At 58.9% G+C, this 11,080-nt stretch carries 14 protein-coding genes; 8 read left to right on the top strand and 6 right to left on the bottom strand.

The annotated features are described in order from the left end of the window. Positions 1-44 precede the first annotated feature (44 nt). The 3 genes from OKW98_RS14365 (at position 45) to OKW98_RS14355 (ending at position 2,439) form a co-directional block, all read left to right on the top strand. On the top strand, positions 45-827 hold the full coding sequence (locus tag OKW98_RS14365) for a Crp/Fnr family transcriptional regulator (RefSeq protein ID WP_265385341.1): 783 nt from the start codon (positions 45-47) through the stop codon (positions 825-827). A 112-nt stretch (positions 828-939) separates the two neighbouring features. Beyond that, positions 940-1,638 carry a PRC-barrel domain-containing protein gene (locus OKW98_RS14360; protein WP_265385340.1) on the top strand — a complete coding sequence of 233 codons (699 nt, stop codon included), beginning with the start codon at positions 940-942 and terminating at the stop codon, positions 1,636-1,638. Between the two features lie 39 nt (positions 1,639-1,677). Beyond that, positions 1,678-2,439 carry a YoaK family protein gene (locus OKW98_RS14355; RefSeq protein ID WP_322114146.1) on the top strand — a complete coding sequence of 254 codons (762 nt, stop codon included), beginning with the start codon at positions 1,678-1,680 and terminating at the stop codon, positions 2,437-2,439. A 443-nt stretch (positions 2,440-2,882) separates the two neighbouring features. Here OKW98_RS14355 and OKW98_RS14350 read toward each other — a convergent pair whose 3' ends face one another. Continuing rightward, positions 2,883-3,380 carry a hypothetical protein gene (locus OKW98_RS14350; RefSeq protein ID WP_265385339.1) on the bottom strand — a complete coding sequence of 166 codons (498 nt, stop codon included), beginning with the start codon at positions 3,378-3,380 and terminating at the stop codon, positions 2,883-2,885. Positions 3,381-3,538: 158 nt separating this feature from the next. On the opposite strand from OKW98_RS14350, the gene OKW98_RS14345 reads away from it, so the two are divergent. Next, positions 3,539-3,880: a hypothetical protein gene (locus OKW98_RS14345; protein WP_265385338.1), complete on the top strand. Its 342-nt coding sequence runs from the start codon at positions 3,539-3,541 to the stop codon at positions 3,878-3,880. A 37-nt stretch (positions 3,881-3,917) separates the two neighbouring features. Here the strand turns inward: OKW98_RS14345 and OKW98_RS14340 are convergent, their stop codons facing one another. The 4 genes from OKW98_RS14340 to OKW98_RS14325 form a co-directional block, all read right to left on the bottom strand. Beyond that, positions 3,918-4,232 carry a DUF6966 domain-containing protein gene (locus OKW98_RS14340; RefSeq protein ID WP_265385337.1) on the bottom strand — a complete coding sequence of 105 codons (315 nt, stop codon included), beginning with the start codon at positions 4,230-4,232 and terminating at the stop codon, positions 3,918-3,920. 95 nt (positions 4,233-4,327) lie between these two features. Then, the gene (locus OKW98_RS14335) at positions 4,328-5,365 is read right to left on the bottom strand and encodes a hypothetical protein (protein ID WP_265385336.1); all 1,038 of its coding nucleotides are present in this window, start codon (positions 5,363-5,365) and stop codon (positions 4,328-4,330) included. Continuing rightward, complete coding sequence (locus OKW98_RS14330) at positions 5,362-7,293, bottom strand: hypothetical protein (protein WP_265385335.1); 1,932 nt, start codon at positions 7,291-7,293, stop codon at positions 5,362-5,364. Before OKW98_RS14330 ends, OKW98_RS14335 begins: the two co-directional genes overlap by 4 nt. Continuing rightward, positions 7,293-8,186 (bottom strand): SH3 domain-containing protein, encoded by an 894-nt coding sequence (locus OKW98_RS14325; RefSeq protein WP_265385334.1) that lies wholly within the window; start codon positions 8,184-8,186, stop codon positions 7,293-7,295. The genes OKW98_RS14330 and OKW98_RS14325 overlap by 1 nt, the downstream gene beginning before the upstream one ends. A 384-nt stretch (positions 8,187-8,570) precedes the next feature. Between OKW98_RS14325 and OKW98_RS14320 the strand changes: the two genes are divergently transcribed. Further along, positions 8,571-9,218 (top strand): BON domain-containing protein, encoded by a 648-nt coding sequence (locus tag OKW98_RS14320; RefSeq protein ID WP_265385333.1) that lies wholly within the window; start codon positions 8,571-8,573, stop codon positions 9,216-9,218. A gap of 12 nt (positions 9,219-9,230) precedes the next feature. Here the strand turns inward: OKW98_RS14320 and OKW98_RS14315 are convergent, their stop codons facing one another. Next, on the bottom strand, positions 9,231-9,377 hold the full coding sequence (locus OKW98_RS14315) for a hypothetical protein (RefSeq protein WP_265385332.1): 147 nt from the start codon (positions 9,375-9,377) through the stop codon (positions 9,231-9,233). A gap of 82 nt (positions 9,378-9,459) precedes the next feature. Between OKW98_RS14315 and OKW98_RS14310 the strand changes: the two genes are divergently transcribed. The 3 genes from OKW98_RS14310 to OKW98_RS14300 are packed head-to-tail and all read left to right on the top strand — an operon-like array spanning position 9,460 to position 11,080. Then, a complete protein-coding gene (locus tag OKW98_RS14310; RefSeq protein WP_265385331.1) occupies positions 9,460-9,735 on the top strand; it encodes a metal/formaldehyde-sensitive transcriptional repressor in 276 nt (91 codons plus the stop codon). A gap of 20 nt (positions 9,736-9,755) precedes the next feature. Further along, positions 9,756-10,688 carry a CDF family Co(II)/Ni(II) efflux transporter DmeF gene (gene dmeF / locus OKW98_RS14305; protein WP_265385330.1) on the top strand — a complete coding sequence of 311 codons (933 nt, stop codon included), beginning with the start codon at positions 9,756-9,758 and terminating at the stop codon, positions 10,686-10,688. Positions 10,689-10,723: 35 nt separating this feature from the next. Beyond that, complete coding sequence (locus OKW98_RS14300) at positions 10,724-11,080, top strand: hypothetical protein (RefSeq protein WP_265385329.1); 357 nt, start codon at positions 10,724-10,726, stop codon at positions 11,078-11,080.

Below are 11,080 nucleotides of genomic sequence, written 5' to 3'. Positions count from 1 at the left end.
CTGGAGTACCCTCTGTTCGTCGTCCCTACTTCTGGAGTTCCACCATGTGCACCGCGCCGCAGCCCGTCGACAATCACCTGCTTGCTGCGCTCGCCGAGGAAGAACTCTTGCGCCTGGCCCCGCACATGGAGTGGGTGGACCTGGTATTGGGCGAGGTGCTGTATGAGCCCGGGGACACTCTGCGTCAGGTGTACTTCCCTACCGACTCGATCGTGTCCTTGCTGCAGGTCACTGAAAGCGGGTCCTCGGCAGAGATCGCCGTGGTGGGCAACGAGGGGCTTGTCGGCATCGCGGTGTTCATGGGTGGCGAGAGCACGTCCAGTCGCGCGGTGGTGCAGAGTGCCGGGGGCGCCTTCCGCCTGGCCGGCCATAGGCTCAAGGAAGAGTTCGATCGCCACGGCGATTTGTTGCTGCTCATGCTGCGCTACACCCAGGCCTTGATTGCGCAAATGTCACAGACCGGCTTGTGCAATCGCCATCATTCGATCGATCAGCAGTTGTGCCGCTGGTTGCTGTTGTCGCTGGACCGGCTGCAAGGCAATCAACTGACCATGACCCAGGAACTCATGGCCAATATGCTGGGCGTGCGCCGAGAAGGTGTCACCGAAGCGGCGGGCAAGCTGCAGCGCCAGGGCGTGATCGAATACAGCCGTGGCCAGATCAAGGTCCTGGATCGCCCGCGTCTGGAACGGTTGAGCTGCGAATGTTATTCGGTGGTCAAGGCCGAGTCCGACCGCTTGCTGAGCTATACCCGTCGCCACGAGTCATCAGTGGCTGGCACGCCTGTGCGGCCTGCACCGCCGGCTCACCCTGGCAACGTGCGCTGACGAACAGACGCGCCGCGCAGCACCGCGCAGAGTGTCCGTGGCCATTTCGAGTGGCTGGCTTGCACCCTTCCCCTGTGCCGAATACTCGACCGGCACAACAAAGGACAGCCCTATGTTACGCAGCATGCGAGACCTTGAAGGTTTCACCCTCGCCGCCATTGACGGTGATATCGGCGACGTGGACGATTTCTATTTCGACAACGAAGCCTGGGTCATCAGGTACCTGGTGGTCGAGACCGGATCCTGGCTGTTCGGCGGTCAGGTACTGATCTCGCCGTTCTCCACCGGACTGCCGGATTGGGTCTCACGCAGGTTGCCGATCCATGTCGACAAGCAAGAGGTCAGGGATGTTCTGGATTCCGAACATGAGCGGCGCGCCGTGGCCGCTGCTCAAGATCAGCCGTCGATCGAAAGCTGGGCGATTGCGCCACCGACCCAGGAGCCAACCGATGATCAGAGCTTGCGCAGCTGCCGTGCATTGATCGGCTGTCACATCAAAGCCACAGACGGTGAAATCGGCCACGTCGATGACGTGCTGATCAACGAAGACACTTGGGCGATTCAGTACCTGGTGGTCAATACCAGCCATTGGTGGCATGGACACAAGGTGCTGATCGCGCCAGAGTGGATCGACGAGGTGTCGTGGCAGGACAAGATTGTCGCGGTAGACCTCGAACAGGCCGCCGTCAGGGCATCCCCTCATTACGAATCCACGCAGCAGTTGAACCGTGAACGCGAAGAAGCCCTGTACGCACACTACGGGCGGGTTGCGTACTGGCGAATCGAGGCGGTCATTGCACAGGTCGGATGAGTACGGCGTCAGGTAAACCAGCAGGCACGGGCCCCTTTGATGGCAATCAGATACATCCGCAGCCTGACCGGCAGAAGACGCACCCCCGCCGCGAACCGGCAGCTTGGCTTCGCCCTGGCTTTTGTGGCTGGGGCCATCAACGCCGGAGGCTTTCTGGCGGTTCAGCAGTACACGTCGCACATGACCGGCATCGTCTCGTCAATGGCCGACAACGCGGTGCTGGGAGCGTACGACCTAGCGTTGCGCGGCGGCAGCGCCCTGCTCTCCTTCATGGCAGGTGCCGCCTGCTCGGCCATCATGGTCAATTACTCCCGGCGCAAACGCCTGCACAGTGCATTCGCGCTGCCGCTGCTGTTGGAAGCATTTTTGCTGATCTGCTTCGGCTTGCTGGGCGCCAGGCTGTCGGCGCTGGACGGCGTGATCGTGTCGCTCACCGTGATGCTGCTGTGCTTCATCATGGGCCTGCAAAACGCCCTCATCACCAAGGTCTCCAAGGCCGAAATCAGAACCACCCATATCACCGGCATCGTCACTGACATCGGCATTGAACTCGGCAAATTCTTTTACTGGAATGGCGCCACACCGCCCGGGCAGCCGCGTGTGCTGGCCAATCGCGCGCGCTTGAAGATATTGACCGTACTGGCCTTGAGCTTTTTCGCCGGTGGGGTGGCCGGTGCGTACGGGTTTAAACACGTCGGGTACATCGCGACCGTGCCGCTCTCGCTGGTGCTTGGCGCGCTGGCCGTTGTGCCGGCGCTGGACGATGTGCGCCGCTATGCTCGCCGTGCGTTGCGCCAGTGACCTGTCGACAGACTTAGTCCGATGCAGCCGACACGCGGCGCGAGGTAGGACCGGTTTTAGCCGGGAAGTCGTCCAGGGAGCACGCTGCAAAGTTTAGGGTGACTGAATTGCACCATTCACGGCTGGACCGGAGAAGAATCCATGTCTCCACCGACGACATCCACTCACAGCGAGGGTATGGCGGTCACTGGCTGATGCCTGGACTTCGGCGTCAGGCGGACGGCAGTGGCTATTAGCTGACGCCGCGCTTTTTTAAGCAAAGTTTAAAGAGACGAAAATGACGCCTGACCAGGCTGTGGCAAGAGAGCACACGCTGGAAGTAAAGATTGGGTTCGTGTAACTGAGGTTCGTCAAATAGGAGACACGCAGGGCTCACGCTCTGAGCGTGGGTGTGCGACCAGGATCTGCTGGACAGCCCACGGGATATGTTCCCGACGCACCATTTACAGCCCACATTCTTTCGTGACCGGTTCGACAATCAGTGTCGATGGAGCTTGGCCGGTCTGGAGATTGATAATCTCCACTGAGCAACCCCATGCAGGAGCAGTATGAGTGACTTGGTACGTCGCGCCAGTTTCAGGGACGAAGCTGCTGACGCTCAGACAACTCCTACGAATCATCGGTTTTGCAAAGCTCTCGCGCTCAATGACGCCAGCGCTAAGGGCGGTTAGGTAAATCCGTCGATTGGTCTGGATAAAAAATCGATTTTTTCCAGGTGAGGATGGCGACACCGTACCAAGGGCTCCAGTTTGACCAGTGTCCTGGCAATGCGCGTCATAAAAAGCCCAATATGACTGGGCTCCGCCATCGATGAGATTGTTATCACCCTTTTGGGCTTCAAGAGTCGCACGGGGCGCGTCCGCTGCGGGCTGCTGATAATGACCCACGCACCCGGTGAGCGAGATCACACAGCCAATCAAAAACAAGTTGTTCAACGCCACATCCTTAGCGAGAGATGTCAGATAGTTTCAACAGCCGGTCCCGCGATCAAACCGGCACCGGCTGGCGATGACTCATGATGAAAGCAGAGCCAGCGCCTGATCCTGATCCTGAATCAGATACCAGACGATGTGAAGATTGATTATACGGAGCAGCCACAGTGATAAACCACAAACGCCGAGTCTCCCCCAAGCCCCCCATCCCACGCAGGTCTTTATTCGACCAGATACCTAAAAGTCGCCAGCCTTTTTATGCCGCGCTGTTGGGGATATTCAGTTTCGTGGGCGCCTGCGGCGCGAGTGTCGAGCTCTACCTGGCGTTAATGAGCGGGCAAATCGTGGCGTTCACAGGGCCCAAAGGCCACCGTATCAAAGACATTATCTTCTCCGATGTCGAACCTACCCGCTTTGGCTGGAACGTCGCCGGGACCGTTTTCATGATTCTGGTGTTGGCCACAGCAGCAATAACGATGCTGCGCCGGTTACTCAAAAGGGACGAATAGGCTGATCTCGCCCCAGTCGAACGGTTGCCAACAGACTCTACAAAGACCGCTTTATTTCAATGGCGAGCTGGGCCGCTCTGTTGCGCAACGCTTCAAGTTTATCGTTCATCTCCACATGCCGTGGTGTCCAGGAATAACCAACCCCGGCAACATTCTGTCCAAGCATCAGATCGTTGAACGAACCCATGCCTCCATAGGCCGACCGCAGGTAGGCAATCCCGGAATAATCGGAGTCGATGAGCATGGCTCGTGCCTTCCGCATCCACCGGCTCCAATGCATATCTCCGTCGCTTTCAAGTAGCTCGATCAGTTGCTCAAGTACGTCGATCAGCTCTTCTGTTTGCTGTCCCATTTGGCCCGGCACCCAAGTTTTTAACAAGTTTCGGGAAGTGGGCGGAGTACGCCTGCTCATCCTGACTAAATAAAATAGTGTCAGTCCCGCCGAACCTACAATGAGCTCACCTCCGGATTCAACCGTTCCATCAGCTGCCTGCTATTGCTGCCGCCGAACAGGCTCATCAGGTCCATGACCCGGACCGGGTCTTTGGGGTCGATGCTCAGTTGGATACCGTCGTTTTTGCCTTTGAACAGCTTAACCATCAGCTCGCAGCCATCGCTGAGCATCGGGGCCTTTGCGCGCATTCCGCTTTCACAGTTTTTCTGCCAGCTACCCAGGCTCTTTTCGAACCAGGCCTGGCGCTGTTTGTCGGCGCTGCCGGCAGTCGGGTCCAAGGGCGTGGCGTAGCGTTGTTCGAGCAATGCGCTACGTTTGACCATGCCCTTGTCCTTGAAACTGACGTTCAATTCGCTCAACTCGGCTCGAGCGAATGCAGCTTGCATGCCTTGTGCTGCACCGCCGAGCAACCCATAGACGGCCATTTCACCGCCGCGCTGCAAGTCGTTGATCGTACGGTGAAGGTCCTTGACGTTATCCATGCGATAGCTGGCGCTAAAGGTGAACAGGTCTGGCATGTCCAAAAGGGTCTCACCCGTGGCGCGGGTGGCGTCGTCATTCAGGTCCAGAAACAGCATGAGGTCGAATGGTTTGAGCTCGTTGCGACCGCTGCTTAATAACGGGCCAAAATTATTCATGCCCCTTGAGCCACCGCCCATCCCTGTCAAGCCGGCCATTGCGCCCAGGTCCTGCAGGCTTTGCAGCGAGCTGTTGGACGCCTGTATGCCGCTGGCTTCGATGCGCACACGGGAGCGGCTGTCATTGTTGATCAAGTCGGTCACGATGACTTTATCGGCACGCAGACCGCCTGCTTTCCCCTCTCCAAACTCCACACCCTTGATCACGACCTTGCCGCCAAATGGCGAGGAGCTGACCGAGGCCCAGCTGACTGTGCCGCTGAGATGGTTGTCATACACGAAGTCATCCAGGCGGTTCTGTGCCTGCTTGCTGGCATAGGCACACAAGCCAAAGTAGCCCGCAGCGAGTATCGCCACAGCCGCAGCAGGGACAAGCAGTTTTTTCTGGATCATTGCACATCCCCCTGAATGTTCCGGTCAGGCCAGGCCTGTTTGAATACCTGGCGCGCCGCGTCGGGCGTCCAGCTGTCGTCACCCAACTGCATGCGCATGATTTTCAGTGGATCACGCAAATCCGTGCAGCCGTCTTCGGTGCAGGCTTGCAGGTAATTGACCGCTACAAGGGTCAGCGGCAGGTCTTCGCTGTCTCGCTTGACCGGATCCACGGTGACCTCGCCTTTGGCCAGGAACCAGCCCTTCTCAGGCTTCAGGTTGGGGCTGACAATGTTCAGTTGCGACTCATAGGGATAATCGGTTTCCCAGCGTCCATCCGTCTTGCCGACGATGTGCACGATCTGGCTGTAAGCGGCTTTGCCGCCGGCCACCAGCCGCGCATAGCCTCCTCCGGAAGTGGGTGCATAGCTGACGTCGGTGAGCAGTCGAGACTGGATATATTTAGCGTCGCTGCTTTCGGTTTTCAGTTGGGCAAACTGCTGGAGCTGGGTCTGAGCCTGGTAGCCGGCCTGCTCAAGTTTTCTCTGTTCTTCGTACTGGCGCTGACGGTCGGCAGCACGCTTTTGCTCGGCGACCTGCGCTTCATGCATAAACAGGTAGTTGTTGGCGTTTTGCGGGTTGAACTGCCAGCTTTTGGTGCTCCAGTTCCGGTTGATGCTGGATTCATACAGCCAGCTGTCGCGGTCATTCTTCAACAGGCCCTGTGGTACATCTCGAACGGCAATGAAGCTGACGTTCGGGGTTTTTGGCTGGGCTTGGTCCAGAGCACTCAGAGCGGTGAATACCGTGGTTTTAATGGTTTCAAGCTGGCGGAAAAGCTCCTGGTTTTCGGTCACAGCTACCAGCGCCGGACTGCGTGTGTCCCAATAGCCACTCCAGCTGTAAGACGCTCGCAGCAGATAATGTATGCCACTGGCCGGGTCACTGGTGAGCAGCATCAGGGCGTTTTTCTGGTTATCAAAGCCTACGATAGGAAGCTGCGGCGCTTGTTTGTTGAACGGGATGCCTTGATGAAAACTGCCTTCATATTCCTTCAGCTTCACCCCGTCTGCCCGTAGCACCACCACTGCCCCCTCCCCTGCAGCGTAGCCATCGGAACCGCAGGTGACACCGGTGGATTTTGCACTCACGAAGCGGGTGTCACCGTCTGGCTTGTAGGTGGTACGAAACAGGCACCCGTTCTGATCTTTGAGTTCCAGGAAAAAAGTGGCGGCCTTGATCGCGTCGGCCTCTGCCGGCGGCGTCCAGCCGGATACCGCAAAAGCCGGCGTCGCATGTGTAATCGTTTTGGGCGCAGGGGACTGCGGAGCCGGTTCCGATTCAGCCGGTTGTGGAACTGCAGGACTGGGTGCAGGAGCAGGAGCAGGAGCAGGAGCAGGTACTGGATCTGCGGCCACAGCGGGTGCAGGAGCAGGTGGTGGCACTGGATCTGCAGCCGCAACCGGCGCAGGAGCAGGCGGCGGGACTGGGGCCGCAGCTGCAACGGGTGCAGGAACGGGCGGCACGGACGCCGGGCTTGGCTCGGAGACAGGCGAAGCGGCCACCTTGGCTGCCGGCACGGCCAGCATATCAGCCACGACGACATGGCTGGACCATTCCTCCGCCTTGGCAGCCACCCCGATGGCAACGATCTGGCCTTGGGCGTTGTAGCTTTTCCAGGTCACCGTGGCAGCACTCGGGCACTGGCTGGCAAGCAGGCCGCCGAGTTTGGGCAGCAGGCGCGCCACCCCATCGTTGTCCGGCTTGCCTGCGAAGGCAAAACGCAGCGCCAGCGGGTTCGTGCACCACGGCTGATTGTCGGCATGGTCCACGAATACCTCGACGTTCTCGCCTTTGGAAAAGGCCAGCCGGTAGGCAGCAGCATGGGCATTCGGGCACACGGCCAGCGCCAACAGGGTCAGTGGCAACAGTTTGCTTACGCTGTTCATCAAATCAGTTCCCAGGCGCCGTCACCCGCCTGGCAGGCCTTGACGGTCTGCTTCTCGGCCTGACTGTCCTTGGCTTTCACGTCGTAGGTGATGGTGCGGCAGGTGGTTTGTGCGGTCAGTTTGTCTTCCACCGGCTTGGCGTCGATGGCGTCAAGGTCCACGCCTTGTTTGGCGGCGCTGGCCGTGTCGAGGTTGTCCAGGTCAGTGGCGGTGTCGGCGGAAGCTTGTGTGGCAGTACTGCTGGCAACCGCTATGACTTTGGGCGCCACGGCTTCCACCAGCGGGGCATACACATAGCCTACGGTGACGCCGCGGCGGCCGACCATGATCCAGTCATTGTGGGTGCGGCCCAAGGCTGTGAACGTCGAACTCGGCGGTAACCCACCCACTTTTTCGGCAGTGGTGTCAGGGGCACTGCGCAGGTTGGCCGACTTGATGGTCCGGTAGGGTTTATTGAGCACGGTCATGTCGGTGACGGGCTGAATCTTAGGCAGGCGCTTCACCGCGACCTGCCGAGATTGGGTTTCGGTACTCACAGGGGTGATTTGCGCGCTGCTGCCGCTGTGGTTGGACTGCCAACTGGTGGCCTGGCCGTCCTGGTTTCTATTGAGGACTTGCTGGGTTTGTGCAGCGAGGGCCAGACGATCGCTTTCATCCATCTTCGCGCCGATGGTTTTGCCCAGCAAGGCGCCGGCCATTCCGCCGATCAACATCGCTGCGGTTCGCCCGCCTCCCGCGCCAATGCGGCTGCCGATCAGTACGCCAGCGGCGCCGCCGAGTACGGTGCCAATGTTTTCCTTGTTAGCCCAGTCGGTACCCGACGTGGCGCAACCGGATGAAAAACCAATGCTCAAAACGAGCAACGCAGCAGTGGCTCTTTTTGCCAAACCCATCGCACAGTCCTCTGGAGTGAAGGAGAGATATGCAGGGATGAGTTAGCACGATGGAATCGTTGATCGGCCTTCATCCCTGAAGAAGTGCGCGGATTACACACAAATTTCAAAAGAGTCACAACCGTTTTTGTCGCTGGCAGGGGGTTCTGAGGAAGAACAGTGAGCTGCGACTGGAGCAAGCGCTTTTACGGATGCATTAAGCGCTTCGCACTCATGACAGATGCTGCCCACCCGCGGCGCGCAGGGTAAAACTCCATGCTTTCCAGAAACGTCTTTCACTGACAAATCTCAATGGCTGATTTTCCAGCGGGTTCTTAATGATGACATCGTCGCGCCGGGCGAAGTCGCCTCGCGCGTTTTGTCAGCAACCCGAGAGGATTGACCATGAGTGATTTGACGTTGCGCAGGAACATCCTGGATGAGCTTGAGTTTCTACCCCACATCGACGCCGCCGCCATTGGCGTTGCCATAGAGGACGGCGTCGTTGTCCTGAGCGGTCATGTGAAGACCTACGCCCAGAAGATTGCGGCGCAACGGGCCGTTAAACAGGTGAAAGGCGTTCGCGCCATCGCCGACGAAATCGAAGTGCGGCTGACCGGCATGTCAGCCATTGATGACGGGATGATTGCCTCGCGCTGTCTGGACCTGATTCGCTGGAGCACCGCCGTCCCCGGCGATCAGATCATGATCAACGTCCAGCAGGGCTGGGTCACGCTCGAGGGGGACGTTGAATGGCAGTATGAGAAACAAGCCGCGCAGAACGCCATCCAGAAACTGGACGGCGTAGTGGGCCTGAACAACCTGCTGGTTATAAAGCCCAAGGCGAGCGTCCGGGACATCAAGAAGCTGATTGACGAAGCGCTGACGCGAAGCGCGGACCTCGATCCGAGCAAGATCCACGTCTCCGCCGACGGCGACCAGGTCAGGCTTGAGGGGACTGTTGGCAGATGGCTTGAACGTAAAACGGTCGAACAGGCCGCCTGGTCTGTACCGGGTGTCAGGAACGTGGAAAACCATCTGCGCATCGCCTGACAGATCCCCTCTTCAGGCGATTGCCCAATCCGGATCTGGCGGGACTACACCGGGTATGACGGCGTTTTGCATGTCAGGCGCCATGCCGGCCAGACGCAGGCGCTCCAGGTCGTCCCTCACCTCTTCGTATTTGAAAATCACGCTTCCCCTGTCGAGCATTGTTGATCCATTGGTAAGTCTGCCCTTGCATAGGTATAGGGGTACCCCTATCCTGCATTCCGTCTAGCCAGGGGTGTATCCGATGGGCCATATCGCCGCCAACAAAAACGATCTTCTCAAGCGCGTAAAACGCATTGCCGGACAACTCCAGGCTGTGGAGCGGGCATTGGAGTCGGATCTCGACTGCGCCAAGACGCTGCACCTTGTTGCCGCCACGCGCGGGGCCATCAACGGCTTGATGGAGGAAATCATTGAAGACCACGCCCGCGCGCATGTTGCGGATCCTGGTCTCAGCGAAGCCGAGCGTAACAAAGGCGTCGAAGAGCTTCTTGAAGCCATACGTCGTTATTCCAAGTGAACACATCACGGCACTCACTCATGAACAGCAGCATCAACTACGCCCACGACCACGTGTTCCTCGGCTCAGCCCACGATGAGAATGCCAAACGTACGCTTTGGGTTGTGGCGTTAACCGTCGTGATGATGGTCGGTGAAATCACCGCCGGGTATGTCACCGGCTCGATGGCGTTACTGGCCGATGGTTTTCACATGGCCACTCATGCTGGTGCATTGGGCATCGCGGCGGCCGCCTATGGATACGCCAAGCGCAACGCGTCCAGCCAGCGTTACAGCTTCGGCACAGGAAAGGTCGGCGATCTGGGCGGGTTCGCGTCGGCGCTGATTCTCGGCATGGTTTCCCTGGGAATCGGCGTGGAGTCCGTCATGCGCCTCTTGCAGCCAACGGACGTTCAGTTCGGCACCGCTACCCTCATCGCGATTGCCGGGTTGATCGTCAACATCGTCAGCGCCCTGTTGCTGGGCCACGGGCACAGCCATGGACACGATCATGACCACCACCCTGATGATCACGCCCATAGCCATGCTCATCATGGCAACGACAACAATTTGAAATCGGCCTATGTCCATGTCCTCGCAGACGCGCTGACGTCGGTGCTGGCCATCGCTGCACTGCTCGCCGGTCGCTACCTGGGTTGGGTATGGCTGGACCCGGCCATGGGCATCGTTGGCGCCCTCGTTATCGCGCGGTGGGCATGGACCTTGATGCGGGTGACCGCAGGCGTATTGCTTGATCAGACTGACGCCCACGTTGCCGAGGAGATCCGCCAATTCGTTGAAGAGCCGGGGGATGCCACCATCACCGACCTGCACGTCTGGCGGATCGGGCCCCAAGCCCATGCGGCCATCGTCAGCGTCGTTGGCGCAGCCACTGCGAACGCCGACACCATCCGTGAACGTCTCCAGCCGGTCCATGAAATCAGGCACCTGACGGTCGAGTTTCGACCGGCCTGATCAGCACCTCTGCCCCTACTCCAAAGGAAACTGCGATGCCACCCGGCAAACGTGAACTGGCGCGAATCGAACGTCGGTTAATCGCCACGCTGACCGAAGCGTGCGAAACAGCTAAAGGTGAAATCAACGGCTTCACTTGGCTGACCCACATGGCTGACCTTGACGCGTTATCTGAAACCCTGAAGGTGATCTGGGTCTTCGAAACGCTGTCGGACAAACAGCTCGCTCAGGTTGAAGCGAAGGCTCGCATTTTTGAGCTGACGGCCACCGCGCTGAAGGAAGCCTGCATGGATCTGAAGCTCTCGGATCGCAATGTCCGCTTCGACTCTGAGGAAGAATGCCAGCGCGCTCAGGGTGGCAACTGGCAAAAGCGACTGGTTAAGGGTGACTGA

Origin of the sequence: Pseudomonas sp. KU26590, from assembly GCF_026153515.1 — a bacterium.
In the GTDB taxonomy this organism is placed as follows: domain Bacteria; phylum Pseudomonadota; class Gammaproteobacteria; order Pseudomonadales; family Pseudomonadaceae; genus Aquipseudomonas.
The sequence above is the reverse complement of the archived record's forward strand: the minus strand, read 5'-3'. Positions and strand labels throughout refer to the sequence as shown.